Source organism: uncultured Parvibaculum sp., assembly GCF_963975745.1.
GTDB lineage: Bacteria > Pseudomonadota > Alphaproteobacteria > Parvibaculales > Parvibaculaceae > Parvibaculum.
The window spans coordinates 62,223-79,155 of sequence record NZ_CAXBIB010000006.1; the positions used below are offsets into that span (position 1 = coordinate 62,223).

Below are 16,933 nucleotides of genomic sequence, written 5' to 3' on the forward strand. Positions count from 1 at the left end.
AGATGTCGCCGCGCGCGGAAACCCGCTCCCTCCCGGCACACCCCGGCCCGGAGACGGACGACAGCCGAGGCAGGTTTCCTGGCTTGCGGGTCCTTGCCCTCCCCTGCCTTCCCGGACGGATCCAGTGGCGCTTGAGAAGAGAGCTCGCCGCCTACAGTTGCGGGGGCAGCCGCCCTGACATTCCGAGAATGCGCGGACGTTCCCTTTTAACCCCGGTTTTGCGGCCGGGGCACCTTCGGCGGCGCGGAGTGTAGACGCTCAGGCGCCACGGGAAAAGAGCGGCGCGTGATCGATCCGCGGGAGAACATGGCGCGCGAAGAGGTCACATTCCCTCGCATGGGGATAGCCGGAGAAAATGAAGGCATCGAGACCGAGGGCACGATAGGCCCCGATCTTTTTCAGGACCTGGTCGGGATCGCCGACAATGGCCGCGCCGCAGCCCGAACGTGCACGGCCGATACCCGTCCAGAGGTTGTCTTCGACAAAGCCCTCATCGTCGGCCTCGTCGCGCATCTCGGCCTGGCGGCGGACGCCGAAAGAGGATGCATCAAGGGATTTCCGACGAATCTCCTCACCGGTGACATCGTCGAGCTTCGACATCAAGCGACGCGCTGCCGCACGTGCCTCGGCTTCGGTCTCCCGGACGATCACGTGAACGCGGTATCCGAAACGCAATGTCCGGCCACAGGCGGTGGCGCGCCGGCGCATGTCGTCGAGTACGGCGCGGATATTCCCGATTCGATCCGGCCACATCAGGAAGACATCCGCGGCACGCGCCGCGACATCGCGTGCATCGTCCGACAGACCGCCGAAATAGAATGGCGGAGGTTCACGGTGCGGTTGCGCGACACGCGGCGGCGCAAGTTCGAGATCGTAGAATTCACCTCTAAGTACCAGCGGCCGGCCCGCCAGCAGCGTGCGCAGGATTTCCATCACCTCGAGCGTGCGTCGATAGCGCGGTGCACTGGCAAGCGCTTCACCCGGCAGGTCGGAGGAAATGATGTTGACGGTAAGGCGCCCCTGCAACATGCCGTCAAGCGTGGCAAGCTGGCGGGCAAGCTGGGGCGGCCACATTTCACCGCAACGCACGGCGACCAGAAGCTGCATGCGCTTCACCAGCGGCGCGACCGCGCCGGCAAAGGCAATGCTGTCGATGCCCAGCGCATAACCGGAAGGGAGAAGCACATTGTCGAAACCACCCTGTTCGGCTTTCAAGACGATGTCGCGGCAATGGGGAAGCGAACTCTGCAGCGCGGGATCGGATACGCCCATGAATTCATAGTCGTCATCGCAGAGCGCGGAGAACCAGGATATCTCGGCCGGGCGCGTCATGGCAACCGCACGCCCATGGAGGTCTGCAGGATATCGTACCAGTCGGCGCGGGACAGTTTCACTCGCAACGCCTCGCCTGCGCGGGCGATGCGCGCCGGTGTCTGCGTGCCGATGATCGGGACGATACGGGCTGGATGGGCCAGCACGAAAGCCAGCGCCACGGCTTCGCGCGAGACACCTTCACGTTCCGCCAGCGCATCGAGCTTCGCGATCAGATTGCCGAGACGCGCACTGTCGGGCGCGGTGCCCGCCTCGGCCGGCGCCAGGCCGAGCCGGCCACCCGCCAGGGGCGACCAGGCCAGAACGGCAATGCCGCGCTCCATGCACTGATCCAGCGTGCCATCGAAGAGCGGCGCGGTGGTCCAGGCCGAAAATTCGGGCTGCTGCGTGACGATCGGGAAATCGAGATGTGCCTGAAGGGCAGCAAGCTGCGATGGCAGATAGTTCGATACGCCAACATGGCCGATCTTGCCCTCGGCGCGCAGTGCCGCAAGGGCTTCTGCCACGGCGGCCGGATGGGTCAGGAGATCGGGCCGATGGATCTGGTAGAGGTCGATATGATCGACTTTCATGCGTGTCAGCGAGGCCTCGCAGGCCGCGCGCAGATAGGCCGCGCTCGAATCATAGGGCACGCCCGGATCGATGCCGCCCTTGGTGGCCAGAACAAAGCGGTCGCGCAGCGCCGGCGCTTCCTGCAGCAGCTCGCCCAGCAGGGCCTCGGCAGCGCCGAAGGGGCTGGACTTGCCGAAACCATAAATGTCGGCCGTATCGAACAGCGTGATCCCGGCTTCGAGCGCCGCATCGATGCGCGTCCGTGCGGTTTTCCGGTCGGCACCGGCAAACCGCCACATACCCCAGGCAATCGGATATACATGCAGGCCACTCTTGCCGAGGGGGCGTGGGTCGGGCGAAATGGGCAGCAGCTTCATGGCATGAGCGGACATGGGCGAGAACCGGTGATGAACGGACAAGCGGCAGTCTAGACGTTCGCCCGGCCGAGGGATACGGGAGAGGCATGTGAACGACACAATCCGCTACGGGATCATCGGATCCGGCATGATGGGCATCGAGCACATCATGAATATCAATATCATCCCCGGCGCCCGCGTCACGGCAATTGCCGATCCGCATCAGGGCTCGCGCGACTGGGGCCGCGCAACGGCCGCAGGCGAGATCGCGGTCCATCAAGACTATCGCGAAATGCTGACTTCAGACGCGATCGATGCCGTGATCGTGGCGACACCCAACTACACTCATGCGGCGGTGCTGGACGACATATTCGAAACCTCGCTGCATGTGCTTTGCGAGAAGCCGCTTTGCACAACCTTTGAAGATGCCCAGAAGGCCGCTGCACGCGCAAAAACGCACAAGGGCGTCTTCTGGGTGGGCATGGAATATCGCTACATGCCGCCCGTAACGCGCTTCGTCGAGGAAGTGCATGGCGGACGGGCGGGCCGCCTCCGGATGTTCGCCATCCGTGAGCACCGCTTTCCCTTCTTACGCAAGGTCGGCGACTGGAATCGCTTCAGCCGCAATACGGGCGGCACGCTGGTCGAGAAGAGCTGTCACTATTTCGACATGATGCGCCACGTGGTGCAGTCGGAACCGGTGCGCATCTATGCCAGCGGCGGCCAGGACGTCAATCATCTGGACGAGCGCTATGACGGCGCCGTGCCCGACATACTCGACAATGCCTTCGTGATCGTCGATTTTGCCAATGGCGTACGCGCCATGCACGATCTGTGCATGTTTGCCGAGGGATCGCGCAACCAGGAGGAAATGTCGGCCGTCGGCGACGCAGGCAAGATCGAATGCCTGATACCGGAGAGCAATCTCGTCTTCGGCACACGCCAGCCGAAGAAAGTGGATATGGAACATGTGGCTGTGCGGGAAGATGTGCTGAAGGCAGGCTATCACCACGGCGCTTCCTATTATCAGCATCTCGCCTTCCAGCAGGCGATCCGCGAAGGCGGGCCGGCCCGGGTGACCGCAGATGACGGATTGAGGGCCGTGGCGATGGGTCTCGCCGCGCACCGCTCCATCGATGAAGGGCGGCCCGTGCCGATGAGCGAGTTCGGGTTCTAGAAACGACAAGAAACGGGGACGTATATGCTGACGCTTTATCACTGCAACGGCTCGCGCTCGATGCGCTCGCTCTGGCTGCTTTACGAGATGGGAATCGAATTCACGCTGAAAGAACTTCCCTTCAGCATGGAAGGCTTGCGGACGCCGGAGTATCTCTCCATTTCGCCGCTGGGGCGCGTGCCCTGTCTGGTGGATGACGGCGTTTCAGTATTCGAGTCGGGCGCCATCGCGCAATATCTCGGCGAGCATTACGACCCTGAAGGCAAGCTGCATCGTGCACCGGGAACGCCCGAGCGCACCGAGTGGCTGATCTGGCTCCATTACGCGGAAACGATGGCGGTGCATGGCGCGAGCCTTGTGCAGCAGAAGGTATTCATCGCGAAGGAAGATCGTTCGCCGGTCGTGCAGAAGCTCGAGTCGCGGCGGCTCGAAAAGGCGCTTGAAGTCGTCGACAGGCATCTCGCAGACCGCGACTTTCTGTTGAAGAGCGGCTTCAGCACGGTCGACACCAATGTCGGCTACAGCGTGCATCTGGCCAAGGGCTTCGTGCCGCTCGATCCGTTTCCGAATGTCGTGAAGTATTACGACCGGATTTCGGCGCGGCCGGCTTTCAAGAAGGCGGCGGCCAGCGTGCCGCTCAACGAGCAGGCGCCGAAATCGGCGTGAGTTCTTCCATCACCCGCTTGGGGATACGGGTCTCGGTGAACAGCCCCCAATGAGCTTCCTCCGGGTGGTGGCCCGGAACGGGATTGAAGTCGTAGACGCGCCAGGGCGCATCGAAGGCGGAGAAGAAAGCGAAGGCGCGGTCGCGCGAGGACGGCAGCGCCTTCTGCAGTTCCGCATAGAAATCCACCTGCATCGTCTCGCTGAACCCGGCCTCGGCGGGCCCCGTCGGTACGCCGGTTTCCTTGACCATGACGGGACCGCAAAAGGCTTCGTCTGCGAGCCGTGCTGTGACCTGGACCACGAAATCCGCCCAGTTGAAGGGCGGGGCTCCGGCGAACCAGGCTTCGAACACGGGATGAATATTGACGGCCAGGAAATCGAGTTCGGCCAGCAGAGGTCGCGCCTCCGGCATCAGAAACTCGGCAAAGGGTTCCGTCGCGGTCAATGGCAGGCCCGGCGCCTGGCGGCGCAGCTTCCCGATTGCCGCTGCCTGCTCCATCCATGTTCCGCGCCGGCCGAAGACCATTTCATTACCAAGCGACAGGCCGACCACGAGTTCGGGATATGCGCGCCAGGCCTCAAGCGCGCGGCTGATCTCAGCCTCATCGGACGGGTCCCAGACACCAACGACGACGGCGCGGAAACCGAGTTCGGCGGCGACGGCTGGCACCTTTTCGCCGCCGCTATGCGCGCCATAGGTGATCAATCCGTCGAACCAGGGGCGGAGCGCCTTGAGATCGGCGCGGATCGAAACTTCAGTTGCATGCACCGGATTGCCGTCCCAGATCTTCAGTTCAGTCGGCTGATAGGCGACAAAGCGGCCTTCGGCCATCGCATCCTGCAACCGCGTGAGCGCCGGCACGGCCGCAGCACGTACCGCACAAACGGGCGCGGCGTCTGCGGGGAGGCAGGCGGCCAGGCCGAGCCCGGCGGTCATCATGAGACTGGTCAGCACGCGCATGCTGCACAAGGTAATGCAGCGCAGAAACGAAAACACCCCACACGCGGGAAAATCCCGTGTGCAGGGTGCTTTTTCGTCGTCTCGACTAAAGCGTGAAACGCCTCAGATGGCTTCCTTGAGGTCCTTCGCGACGCGGAAGGCGACCTTCTTGGAGGCCTTGATCTTGATGGCTTCGCCGGTGGCCGGGTTGCGGCCCATGCGGGCGGCGCGCTTGCGCACCTGGAGAATGCCGAGGCCCGTGAGGCGGACCTTGTTGCCCTTTTTCAGGTTCTTGACCGTCAGTTCGACGAAGTCGCTGAACAGTTCGGTCGCGGCCTTCTTGGACATGTCGTGCTTCTCGGCCAGTTCGGCGATCAGCTTCGACATCGGAACAGTCGGCGCAGTCGCCTTCTTTGCAGCGGCGGCAGGAGCCTTCTTGGCAGCGGGTTTAGTGGCCATAATTTGAATTCCCTCGGATAAGTTCGGAACGATATTCACTGAGTCGTGCGATTCGTCCAAGCAATAAGTTCATATTTGACGGGCATCGGAGCGAAAAACTGTTGATAACAGGGGCTCGGATGCACGCTTGTGCGAAAAAGCCCTTATTCGAAGGCCTCATCCCATGTGCCGCGCGTCGATGCCTTGGAATATTCGGTGGCGCGGTTTTCGAAGAAGTTCGTGTGCTCGATGCCGTTCAGCATTTCGTCCATCCAGGGCAGCGGGTTCCTTTCAGTACGGTAGATGGGCTGCAGGTTGAGCTGCACCAGGCGGCGATCGGCGATGTAGCGGATATACTGCTTCACTTCCGCGGCCTCGAGGCCCTCGACGCCGCCCATCTCGAAGGCGAGGTCGATGAAGGCGTCCTCGTGATGGATGATGGTCTCGCAGGCCTTGTAGATGTCGTTGCGGAGGTTCTCGGTCCAGATTTCCGGGTTTTCGTCGATGAAGGTGCGGAAGAGCTTCATGGCCGAGACGGTGTGAAGCGACTCGTCACGGGCCGACCATGTCACGATCTGGCCCATGCCCTTCATCTTGTTGAAGCGCGGGAAGTTCATCAGGATGGCGAAGGAGGCGAAAAGCTGCACGCCCTCGGTGAAGCCGCCGAAAACGGCCAGCGTCTTGGCAATGTCTTCCTTCGTCTCGACGCCCCATTCCTGCATGTAGTCGAACTTGGCCTTCATCTGGTCGTATTTCAGGAAGGCTTCGTATTCGGCTTCCGGCATGCCGATCGTGTCGAGGAGATGGCTGTAGGCCGAGATATGAACCGTCTCGATGTTGGAGAAGGCCGCCAGCATCATCTGCACTTCGGTCGGCTTGAAGACGCGCGAATAGTGCTTCATGTAGCAATTGTTCACTTCGACGTCGGCCTGCACGAAGAAGCGGAAAATCTGCGTCAGCAGGTTGCGCTCGGGCTCGGTCAGCTTCTTCGCCCAGTCCTTCACGTCGTCGGCCAGCGGCACTTCCTCCGGCAGCCAGTGGATGCGCTGCTGCGTCAGCCAGGCGTCATAGGCCCAGGGGTAGCGGAAGGGCTTGTAGACGTGACGTTCTTCGAGGAGGGACATGGGGATTCTCATTGCCGAATAAGTTAGAGACACGAATGGCCCGGTTTGACACCGGGCCATGCTGTTAACGCGCTACTGACAGGCGAGGCATTCCTCGTAGTCGTTGCTTTGCGCTTCGGCGGCGACTTGGTCGAGCGTCAGCACGTCGAGTTTCCTGGCCGGCACAAGCGAAACGACTTCGGCCCTTTCGGCGCGCTGGATCGACAGCGAGCGGCAGTAGTAGAGGCTCTTCACGCCCTGCTTCCAGGCCAGAATATGGAGCTTGTTGAGGTCGCGCTTGTGGACGTCGGCGGCCAGGAAGAGGTTCACCGACTGGGCCTGGTCGATCAGCGGCGCGCGGTCGCCCGCATGCTCGACGACCCAGCGCTGGTCGAGCTCGAAGGCGGTCTTGAAGACATCCTTCTCCTCGTCCGAGAGGAAGTCGAGATGCTGCACCGAGCCGCCGCTGGTGACGATGGAGGACCATGTCTCGTCGTCGTTGCGGCCCTTCTGCTCCAGCAGTTTCGTCAGATGACGGTTGCGGACGTTGAAGGAGCCCGACAGCGTCTTGTGGGTGAAGGAGTTGGCCGCAATCGGTTCGATGCCCGGCGAGGTGCCGCCGGTGATGATCGAGATCGAAGCGGTGGGCGCGATCGCCGTCTTGTTGGAGAAGCGCTCGTTGAAGCCGTATTCGGCCGCGTCGGGACAGGCGCCGCGCTCTTCAGCAAGCTTCTTCGAGGCAGCGTCGACGCCTTCCTTGATACGGGTGAACATGCGCTTGTTCCAGACCTTGGCCATGACGCCCTCGAAGGGGATCATGTTGGCTTGCAGGTACGAGTGGAAGCCCATGACGCCGAGGCCGACCGAACGCTCGCGCATGGCGGCGTATTTGGCGCGGGCCATTTCGCCGGGCGCGCGGTCGATGAAGTCCTGCAGCACATTGTCGAGGAAGCGCATCACGTCCTCGATGATGGTCGGGTGGTCCTGCCACTCGTTATAGGTTTCGAGATTGAGCGAGGAGAGGCAGCAGACGGCCGTGCGCTGCTCGCCATGCTGGTCGATGCCGGTGGGCAGCGTGATCTCGGCGCAGAGGTTGGAGGTTTTTACCTCGAGGCCGGCAAGCTTGTGGTGCTCGGGACGCGCGTTGTTCACCGTGTCCTTGTAGATGATATAGGGCTCGCCGGTTTCGATGCGCGAGGTCAGCAGGCGGATCCAGAGCGAGCGGGCCGAGACGGTTTTCTGGACCGTCTTGTCCTTGGGGCTCAAGAGCGCCCATTCGGTATCGGCCTCGACGGCACGCATGAAGGCATCCGACACCAGCACACCGTGATGCAGGTTCAGCGCCTTGCGGTTGGGGTCGCCGCCGGTGGGGCGACGCATTTCCATGAATTCCTCGATCTCGGGGTGATCGATCGGCAGATAGACCGCCGCCGAGCCGCGGCGCAGCGAGCCCTGGCTGATGGCCAGCGTCAGCGAATCCATCACGCGGATGAAGGGGATGATGCCGCTCGTCTTGCCGTTGCCGCCGACCGTCTCGCCGATGGAGCGCAGATTACCCCAATAGGAGCCAATGCCGCCGCCCTTGGCCGCGAGCCAGACATTCTCGTTCCAGAGGCCGACAATGCCGTCGAGGCTGTCACTCGCTTCGTTGAGGAAGCAGGAAATCGGCAGGCCGCGCTGGGTGCCGCCATTGGACAGGACCGGCGTCGCCGGCATGAACCAGAGTTTCGAAATGTAATCGTAAAGCCGCTGGGCATGGCCTTCGTCGCCCTTGTCGGCATAGAAGGAGGCCACACGCGCAAACATGTCCTGATAGGACTCGCCGGGCATCAGATAACGGTCGCGGAGCGTCGCCTTGCCGAATTCGGTCAGCAGGGCATCGCGCCCGTGATCGACCTTCACGCGGGGGCGGCCATCCATCTGGACCGCTTGATATTGCTCACCGAATACCATCTCGGGTTCGGCCCTGACGCGCGATCCAGCGCGCACGCGGCTGACCCGCCCCTCACCCGTGATGATTGCCGACAGGCTGGCCTCGACCTCACTCATGTCCACCGCTTTCGACGTGTCGTTCAGCATTCTGGTCCCCCGTATCGCCTTGTCGGCCGCCCCCGAAAAGGCAAAAAGTCACTGCCCCGGCGGCTGGATAAACCATCGCCGTCTCCCTGCCCAGTACACCGGGCAGAACTCAACAGGTTCATGATTGCGCCGCCGCCTCGGTTCGAACCCCCAATGAGCAGAGCGCGTCCAGATATAGTAGCTGGCAGTGCCGCGAGGTCAATCGGTAGTATGAACTACGCGCCAAAAAAATGGTAAACGGTGCCGGGCCGGACTGGCGGCCGAAGAAATTTCCGTTGCATATTCAATGAGTTGATTCTGCCGATCCAATTTCGAGGACAGGACCCCATGCCCGACGCGACGCCCGAAGCGATGAGCCGACGGACGCTCTACCCCGAGATCGAGCCCTATCGGACCGGCACGCTGAAAGTGTCCGATTTGCACAGCATCTATTTCGAGGAATGCGGCAATCCAAAGGGCAAACCGGTCGTCATCGTGCATGGCGGGCCTGGTGGCGGCACCAACCCGACGATGCGGCGCACGCACAATCCGGACGCCTATCGAATCATCCTGTTCGACCAGCGCGGCTGCGGGAAGTCGACGCCGCATGCCGAGCTTGCCGAGAACACGACCTGGGATCTCGTGGCCGACATGGAGCGGCTGCGCGAACATCTCGGGCTCGAGCGCTGGCAGCTCTGCGGCGGTTCCTGGGGCTCGACGCTCGCGCTCGCCTATGCCGAGACGCATCCGGCCCGTGTCAGCGAGATCATCCTGCGCGGCATTTTCACGCTGCGGCCGCGCGAGCTCCAGTGGTTCTATCAGGAGGGGACCGACGCGCTCTTTCCCGATGCCTGGGAGGACTTCGTCGCGCCGATCCCGGAAGCCGAGCGCGGCAACCTGATGGCCGCCTATTACAGGCGCCTGACCGGCGACAATGAGGCCGAGAAGCTTGCCTGTGCGCGGGCATGGAGCATATGGGAGGGGACGACGCTGTCGCTCCATTCCGACCCCGAACGCGTCAAACGCTTCGCCGACGGGCACTTCGCCCTCGCCTTCGCGCGGATCGAATGCCACTACTTCATGAACCGGGGGTTCTTCGAGCCGCAGGACCAGTTGATCCGCGACGCTGGCCGGCTTGCCGGCATTCCCGGCGTCATCGCGCAGGGGCGCTACGATGTGGTGACGCCGATGTTCACGGCCTGGGAACTGTCGAAGGCCTGGCCGGGTGTCGAGCTCAACATCGTGCCGGATGCCGGGCATACGGCGACCGAGCCCGGTATTGTCGATGTGATGGTCAGGGCAAGCGACCGCTTCGCCTCAACCAGGGGCTGACGCGGCCCATGCATATTCTCTATCTGGTCAACGCGCTCGACTCCGGGCCCGGCGTGCTGCTCGATGAAGCCGGGCGGGCGGGCGCAGAAGCAACGCTGATCCATACGACGGAAGCGCGCGACCTTGCGACCGGCGAGCCCCGCGACGTGCCGGCGGCGGCCGACGGTTTCGACGGGCTCGTGGTCCTTGGCGGCGTCATGGGCGTTTATGAGGACGACCGTCATCCCTTCATCGAGAAAACGCGGCGGCTGGTGCGCGCCTTTCATGCGGCGGAAAGGCCGGTGATGGGCGTCTGCCTCGGTGCACAGATCGTGGCGAGTGCTTTCGGTGCGCCCGTCTACAAGATGAGCGAGAAGCTCGATACGCATGAGGAATGGGGCTTCCTGCCGCAGACATGGGAAGCACCGGCGGCGGAAGACCCGCTGCTCGGCGACGCGGCGCCGGGGCTTCACATCATGCATTGGCATGGCGACACGTTCGACCTGCCCGACGGCGCGGTGCGTCTCGCGACGCGCGCGGCCTGCCCCAACCAGGCCTACCGGATCGGTACGCGCATCTATGGCTTCCAGTTCCATCTCGAAACCACACGCGACATTCTCGACGAATGGACGCGCCTGCGGGCCCTCGCCGTCAGTATGGGCCGTGCGGAAATCGAAGCGATCATCGAGCCGCAGATCGCGGCGCATCTCGGGCCGCAGGAAGCCTTTGCGCGAACCGTCATGCGGCGCTGGATGGCGCTCGCCTAGAAATTCACACGGCGAGAAATCGCGCCGTCGACCACGAGATTGGTGCCGGTGGTGAAGGAAGATGCCGGGCTTGCGAGGAATACGGTCGCGTTGGCAATGTCCTGCGGTGTCGCCATGCGGCCGGTCGGATTGCGCTCCATCGCCTGCCTGAACGTGTCGGGCATGTGCTGCTCGATCATGTCCCAGACGCCGCCCTTGAAATAGACTGTGCCGGGCGAGACCGTGTTGACGCGCACATGCGCGCCGGCATGCTGGCGGGCAAGGCCCTTGGCATGATGGATCTGCGCCGCCTTCAAGGCACCATAGGAATTGGCGCCATCGCTTTCGGCGGCCGAGATCGAGGAAATGAAGGTGGCCGAAGCGTCGCCCGACTTCTTTGCCGCTTCGGTGAGGAAGGGCAGCGCGGCCTCGAAAGCGTTGACGGCACCAAGTACGTCAATCTCGAAGCAGGCGCGCCAGGACTTCTCGTCATTGCCATTCTGGAGTGCGCTGGCATTGGCAACCAGAATGTCGAGGCCGCCCAGCGCCCCCGCCGTGTCGGCAATCCACTGTTTCAGGCCCTCGCCGTCGGCTATGTCGGCCTTACCACCCAGCGCCTTGACGCCCTTCTTCGAGAGCGCGGCAACGGCCTCGTTCACCTGGTCGGCATTGCGGGCGCAGATCGCCACATCGGCACCTTCGGCCGCCAGCGTTTCGGCGATGGCGCGGCCGATGCCGCGCGTGCCGCCGGTGACGATGGCCTTCTTGCCTTTCAGACCGAGATCCATGATGCGCCCCTCATTCCGTTTGTTTCGTTGGCGGCACTCTAGCGGGCGGCGCGCAGCGAACCAAGGGGATCAGGAACGACCGGTATCGGCGATGAACTGTTCGCGCAGAAATCGGAGCGTCTCGGCAAACCTGGCGCGCAATGTCGTCAGCGTGGTCTCCCGCGGTGGCGGATCGAGATCGAGCCCGACCTGATGCACGGCGCCCTCGCTGACCTGCATGGCGACCAGTTCGACACCGCCGACCCGGGTGCGGGCGCCTTCCTTGATGTCCTTGCCGAGGCGGGAGCGCATGAATTCTTCGAGCGTCAGCGGACGCTCCTCGGGCTCGAAGGCCAGACCGTAGATGTCGGCGATCGAGGCGGCACCGGCACCGGCTTCCAGCACGAAATCGACCGTGCCGGCGTCCTTCGCCCTGGCGCGCGATTTGCGGACACCAAACAGGCGATCGAGCGTTGCCACCGCATCGGCCGTCGTCAGCATCATCACGATGTCGCCGGGCATGACGCCCTCGTTGAGGCCTTCGGTGCGGACCACGCCGTCGCGCATCACCGAAATGACGGTGGTACCTGCCGGCAGGGGCAGACGCGTCATCTGGCGGAGCGCCAGAATGCTCATCGGATCGACCGTATAGGCAACGACGCTCTTGCCCTTGCCGGCCGGCAGGTCGAGTTCGACGCGGCGGCGCGGTGCTGCGCGCGGCGGCAGCTCGACCTCGGCCAGACGCGCGGCCCAGGACACGGTCCACCCCTGCAAAATCAGCGAGGCCAGCACGATCACATAGACCACACTGAACATCATGTGGGCGCCCTCGACACCCGACAGAATCGGAATGGTGCCAAGGAAGATCGGGACGGCGCCGCGCAGACCGACCCAGGAGACAAAAGCCGTCTCGCGCGCCGCGAAGCGATAGGGCAGGAGGCACAGGACCACCGCGACCGGACGGGCAACGACGATCAGGACCAGCGCGACGCCAAGCGCCGGCAGAAGCACTGGCAGAAGCGCCGAGGGCGTGACCAGCAGACCCATCATCAGGAACATGCCGATCTGGGCGAGCCAGGCCATGCCGTCGGAGAAGCGCGCGATCTCGCTGGTCGCCCGGTGCGGATTGTTGCCGAGCGTGAAGCCGACCAGATAGACCGCCAGAAAGCCGCTGGCCCCCAAACTCTGCGTCAACGCAAAGACCAGAAGCGCCAGCGCGCCGGCCAGAATCGGATAGAGGCCGGCCGAGAGTTCCAGCCGGTTGACCGCGCGCAACACGAAAGCGCCGCCGAGAAGGCCGAAAAGGATGCCGCCCACCATCTGCCAGAGAAAGTCCCAGAAGAAGTCGACCGCCGATTCCCAGCTGGCAATGGCCTGACCGTCGACAATGATCGTGACCAGCGCCAGGGTCAGAAAAATTGCCATCGGGTCGTTGACGCCCGACTCGACCTCAAGCGTGGCAGCCACACGCGACTTCAGGCGCAGCCCCCGCAGATGCAGCAGGAAAAACACCGCGGCCGCGTCGGTCGAGCCGACGATCGCGCCGAGCAACATCGCCTCGGCCCAGCCGAGCCCGAACAGGAACTTCGCCGCAAGTCCCGTGATTGCCGCGGTGAGCACGACGCCGACGGTCGCCAGCAGCACGGCGGGCCCGAAGGCCCGGGTCAGAGCCTCCCGGCTCGTTCGCAAGCCGCCATCGAACAGGATCAGGGCCAGCGCAAAGGAACCGACCAGATAGGCAACCGAAAAGTCGTGAAAAACGATGCCACCCGGCCCGTCTTCGCCGGCCAGCATGCCAAAGGCCAGAAAGACCAGCAGCAAGGGGGCCCCAATCCGCGAGGACAGGACACCCGCGAAGATCGAGAAGGTGATCAGCGCTGCGGAAACCAGAATGATCTGGTTGGCAAAATCCATCGACGACTCAACCTGGCCCCGGCCCCTTGCTGCTGTCGGGCCCGAGACATATCGCTCAAGGTTCCCCTACGTCAGACAATTGCCCGGAAAAATGGAAAGACGGGTTCGTGCTCGGCTATAGTGTAAGACAAATAACAACCGGACCGCTGCGAAAAACGGGCGGGTGCCGACAAAATGGGAGGATGAGATGGATCTCGCCATGCGGGCCGAAGATGTCGCGTTTCGCGACGAGGTCAGGGCCTTTCTCGCGGAGAACCTGACCGACGATCTGAAGGCCCATGCGCGACTGACGCCCGGCATTCTGGCCGACCAGGATCTGCGCGTCGAATGGCTGAAGCGGCTCAACAAGCGCGGCTGGGCCGCACCCGCCTGGCCCAAGCAATATGGCGGCGCGGGCTGGAACGTGATGCAGCGCTTCATCTGGTCGTCGGAATGTGCAGCGGCGGGCGCGCCCGTGAGCTCCAATATGGGTCTTTCCATGGTCGGCCCGACGCTGATGGGTCACGGCACGGACGAACAGAAAGCCTATTATCTGCCGCGCATCCTGAACGGCGAGGACTGGTGGTGCCAGGGCTATTCGGAACCGGGCTCGGGCTCGGACCTCGCAAGCCTGCAATGCCGTGCCGATTCAGACGGCGACGACTACATCATCAACGGCACCAAGCTCTGGACCACGGGCGCGCATCAGTCGAACAAGATGTTCTGCCTCGTGCGCACCGATCCGAATGCTGCGAAGAAGCAGGAAGGCATTTCCTTCATTCTGATCGACGATTTCCAGGCCAAGGGCATCAAGGTCGACCCGATCATCACGCTGGCGGGCGACCATGAAGTGAACCAGGTCTTCTTCGATGATGTGCGTGTGCCGAAGAAGAATCGCGTAGGCGCGGAAAACAATGGCTGGACCGTTGCCAAGTATCTGCTGGAATTCGAGCGCGGCGGCGCGGCGCATGGCGCCAATCTGCGCAATGCGCTCAACAAGCTGCGTGTGGTGGCAAACACCGAACATGCGGGCGACGGCTCGAAGCTGATCGACGATCCAGCCTTCCGCCGCAAGCTCGACGAAACCGAAGTCGAAGTGACGGCGGTCGAATTCACCGAGCACCGCATCATGTCGCAGCTTTCCAACGGGCAGAATCCGGGGGCAGCGGCTTCCATCATCAAACTGCGCGGCGCCGACACCAACCAGAAAATCACCGAGCTGGGAGTGGAGGCCATTGCCTATTACGTGCAACCCGACGTGATCGAGGCCCGCACCTGGGGCGCCAATGTACCGCCGGTCGGCCCCGACCACACGCTGATGGTGATGCCCAAATATCTCAATACACGGGCGCAGACGATTTTCGGCGGCTCGAACGAGGTCCAGCGCAACATCATGGCAAAGGCAGTGCTCGGACTGTGAATCAATGAATGCGCCGGTTGAAAGCAAAAATCGGGCGGCGGCGCCGAAGCGCAACAGCGACGTTGCCGCCGCCCGTTCCGGCAAGGCAAGGCGGGGCATCGATTTTCTGAACCCCGCGGGCGATGCGGGACTTTCGGGACCCGGCTCCGTCTCGTGGCGGGTGAGTGCCAACCCTGTTGCCCTGGGCGTCGGCGGGATTGCGGCCGTGATCCTCGAACTTGCCGAGCCCGCCATCCGCGCCGGTGTCTGGGACCATTCGACCTTCAAGGTTGATCCGATCCGGCGCATGGAGAATACCGGTCTCGCGGCGATGGCGGTGACCTATGGCCCGACAAAGGCCGCGCAACTGACCTTCGACCGGGTGACCCGCATGCATCAGCGCGTCAGCGGTCTCACGCATGAGGGCAAGCCTTACGAAGCAATGGATCCCGAATTGCTGACCTGGGTGCATGTGACGGCGGCCTGGGGTTTTCTCAATGCCTTCATCCGCCATGTCGACCCCGGCCTCAGTCGCGCCGATCAGGACCGCTACTATGCCGAGGGTGAAGTCGTCGGCAAGAGCTTCGGTGCACAATGGGTGCCCACTTCGGTTGCGGAGGTCGAGGCCTACATGCGCGAGATGGGACCGCGGCTCTATGCCAACGAGACGATCCACGAGTTTCTGGCGCTGGTGCGCAATGCGACACCGATTGGCGCCGCCGGCAAGCCTGTACAGCGGCTTTTCGCCGCCGCCGCCATCGATCTCCTTCCCGACTGGCTACAGAAGCAGACAGGTGTCGACATCTCGCCAATCACAAGGATGACGCTGCGTCCGGCCTTGCGAACGCTGGCAAGGACCGCGCGCTTCGCCCAGCGTTTTGCCGATGGGCCGCCGCAACAGGCTTGCCGACGGATGGGTGTGTCGACAGACTGCCTGTTGTGACACCCCTTCCCGACAATGATTGACGACGCAAAATGAATCTCGATCTCACGCCGGCCGATGCCGCCTTCCGCGACGAAGTGCGCGCCTTTCTCGACGAAAATCTGACGCCGGGACTTGCGGAAGCGGGACGGTTGACGACATCGGTCTTCACCGACAGGGACTGGAACCTCGCCTGGCAGAAGGTGCTCTACAAGAAGGGCTGGGTGGCGCCGAGCTGGCCAGTCGAGTATGGCGGCACCGGCTGGAGCGAGATGCAGAAATATATCTGGGCCTCGGAATGCACGCGCGCCGGCACGCCGAACCTGTCTCCCATGGGCTTGCGAATGTGCGGTCCGATGCTGATGAAGTTCGGTACGCCCGCGCAGAAGGAATTCTACCTGCCGCGCATTCTTTCAGGCGAGGACTACTGGTGTCAGGGCTATTCGGAGCCGGGCTCGGGCTCCGACCTCGCCTCGCTGCAATTGAAGGCGGTGAGCGACGGCGACGACTACGTGCTCAACGGCACCAAGATCTGGACCACGCATGCGCATTTCGCCAACCGCATGTTCTGCCTCGTGCGTACCGACGGCAGCGGCAAGCCGCAGGAAGGCATCACCTTTCTGCTGCTTGACATGGACACGCCAGGCATAAAGGTCGAGCCGATCATCACGCTCGCCGGCGAGCATGAAGTGAACCAGGTCTTCTTCGACGATGTGCGCGTGCCGAAGAAGAACATCGTCGGCGCGGAGAATCAGGGCTGGACCGTCGCCAAATATCTGCTGGAGTTCGAGCGCGGCGGCGCCTTTGCGGCGTCACTCGCCGTCGGGCTCGAAAAAATCCGCGAAATCACTGCCAGCGAGCGGGCCGGCGACGGCAAGCGCCTTGCCGACGATCCTGCCTTTTCACGCAAGATCGCCGAAGCGGAAATCGAGGTGAAGGCGATGGAGATGACCGAACATCGCGTGATGGCGGAGCTGGCGGGCGGCAAGAACCCCGGCCCCGCTTCTTCGATGCTCAAGGCGCGCGGCACCGAGATGCGCCAGCGGCTCGACGAAATCGCCATTGAAACCATCGCCTATTATGCCGGCGTCGAGCAGATGGCGGCACGTGCGCCCGGTTCCAATGTCGAGCCTGTGGGCCCGGCGGACGGGATGGTCTTCATGCCAACCTATCTCAACAACCGCGCCGCCTCGATCTATGGCGGTTCGAACGAGGTTCAGCGCAACATCATGGCGAAGCTGGTGCTGGGGCTCTAGCGGCGTTCGAGACCGCT

At 63.1% G+C, this 16,933-nt stretch carries 15 protein-coding genes and 1 riboswitch; of the genes, 7 read left to right on the plus strand and 8 right to left on the minus strand.

The features are described from left to right. Positions 1 to 50: 50 nt before the first annotated feature. Positions 51 to 252: riboswitch (cobalamin riboswitch) on the minus strand. 6 nt (positions 253 to 258) lie between these two features. Then, positions 259 to 1,332, minus strand: a complete 1,074-nt coding sequence (locus AAC071_RS06540) for an LLM class flavin-dependent oxidoreductase (protein WP_339831071.1) — start codon at positions 1,330 to 1,332, stop codon at positions 259 to 261. Beyond that, entirely contained in the window at positions 1,329 to 2,276 is a 948-nt protein-coding gene (locus AAC071_RS06545) for an aldo/keto reductase (protein ID WP_339831073.1), read from the minus strand. The genes AAC071_RS06540 and AAC071_RS06545 overlap by 4 nt, the downstream gene beginning before the upstream one ends. A 73-nt stretch (positions 2,277 to 2,349) precedes the next feature. Here AAC071_RS06545 and AAC071_RS06550 point away from each other — a divergent pair, with 73 nt between their 5' ends. Further along, complete coding sequence (locus tag AAC071_RS06550) at positions 2,350 to 3,417, plus strand: Gfo/Idh/MocA family oxidoreductase (RefSeq protein WP_339831075.1); 1,068 nt, start codon at positions 2,350 to 2,352, stop codon at positions 3,415 to 3,417. A gap of 24 nt (positions 3,418 to 3,441) precedes the next feature. Continuing rightward, the gene (locus AAC071_RS06555; RefSeq protein ID WP_339831077.1) at positions 3,442 to 4,083 is read left to right on the plus strand and encodes a glutathione S-transferase family protein; all 642 of its coding nucleotides are present in this window, start codon (positions 3,442 to 3,444) and stop codon (positions 4,081 to 4,083) included. Here AAC071_RS06555 and AAC071_RS06560 read toward each other — a convergent pair. The 4 genes from AAC071_RS06560 to AAC071_RS06575 form a co-directional block, all read right to left on the minus strand. Beyond that, the gene (locus AAC071_RS06560) at positions 4,055 to 5,038 is read right to left on the minus strand and encodes a hypothetical protein (protein WP_339831079.1); all 984 of its coding nucleotides are present in this window, start codon (positions 5,036 to 5,038) and stop codon (positions 4,055 to 4,057) included. The two genes, AAC071_RS06555 and AAC071_RS06560, sit on opposite strands and share 29 nt — an antisense overlap. Before the next feature lie 108 nt (positions 5,039 to 5,146). Next, positions 5,147 to 5,482 carry an HU family DNA-binding protein gene (locus AAC071_RS06565; protein WP_339831249.1) on the minus strand — a complete coding sequence of 112 codons (336 nt, stop codon included), beginning with the start codon at positions 5,480 to 5,482 and terminating at the stop codon, positions 5,147 to 5,149. Positions 5,483 to 5,625: 143 nt separating this feature from the next. Continuing rightward, positions 5,626 to 6,585, minus strand: coding sequence for a ribonucleotide-diphosphate reductase subunit beta (locus AAC071_RS06570; RefSeq protein ID WP_339831081.1), 960 nt, complete (start codon positions 6,583 to 6,585; stop codon positions 5,626 to 5,628). Positions 6,586 to 6,657: 72 nt separating this feature from the next. Next, the gene (locus AAC071_RS06575; protein WP_339831083.1) at positions 6,658 to 8,643 is read right to left on the minus strand and encodes a ribonucleoside-diphosphate reductase subunit alpha; all 1,986 of its coding nucleotides are present in this window, start codon (positions 8,641 to 8,643) and stop codon (positions 6,658 to 6,660) included. 351 nt (positions 8,644 to 8,994) lie between these two features. Here AAC071_RS06575 and pip point away from each other — a divergent pair, with 351 nt between their 5' ends. Both pip and AAC071_RS06585 read left to right on the plus strand, forming a co-directional pair. Next, on the plus strand, positions 8,995 to 9,954 hold the full coding sequence (pip, locus tag AAC071_RS06580; protein ID WP_339831251.1) for a prolyl aminopeptidase: 960 nt from the start codon (positions 8,995 to 8,997) through the stop codon (positions 9,952 to 9,954). Positions 9,955 to 9,962: 8 nt separating this feature from the next. Continuing rightward, a complete protein-coding gene (locus tag AAC071_RS06585) occupies positions 9,963 to 10,700 on the plus strand; it encodes a type 1 glutamine amidotransferase (protein WP_339831084.1) in 738 nt (245 codons plus the stop codon). Here AAC071_RS06585 and AAC071_RS06590 read toward each other — a convergent pair. Then, positions 10,697 to 11,467, minus strand: a complete 771-nt coding sequence (locus AAC071_RS06590) for an SDR family oxidoreductase (protein WP_339831086.1) — start codon at positions 11,465 to 11,467, stop codon at positions 10,697 to 10,699. The genes AAC071_RS06585 and AAC071_RS06590 overlap by 4 nt on opposite strands. A 69-nt stretch (positions 11,468 to 11,536) precedes the next feature. Next, a complete protein-coding gene (locus tag AAC071_RS06595; protein WP_339831087.1) occupies positions 11,537 to 13,360 on the minus strand; it encodes a potassium/proton antiporter in 1,824 nt (607 codons plus the stop codon). Positions 13,361 to 13,547: 187 nt separating this feature from the next. Between AAC071_RS06595 and AAC071_RS06600 the strand changes: the two genes are divergently transcribed. From AAC071_RS06600 to AAC071_RS06610, 3 genes are read left to right on the plus strand one after another with little or no spacing between them, the layout of a single operon-like run. Further along, complete coding sequence (locus tag AAC071_RS06600; RefSeq protein WP_339831089.1) at positions 13,548 to 14,759, plus strand: acyl-CoA dehydrogenase family protein; 1,212 nt, start codon at positions 13,548 to 13,550, stop codon at positions 14,757 to 14,759. 4 nt (positions 14,760 to 14,763) lie between these two features. Then, positions 14,764 to 15,681 (plus strand): oxygenase MpaB family protein, encoded by a 918-nt coding sequence (locus tag AAC071_RS06605; protein ID WP_339831091.1) that lies wholly within the window; start codon positions 14,764 to 14,766, stop codon positions 15,679 to 15,681. 32 nt (positions 15,682 to 15,713) lie between these two features. Beyond that, entirely contained in the window at positions 15,714 to 16,916 is a 1,203-nt protein-coding gene (locus tag AAC071_RS06610) for an acyl-CoA dehydrogenase family protein (protein WP_339831092.1), read from the plus strand. Positions 16,917 to 16,933 lie beyond the last annotated feature (17 nt).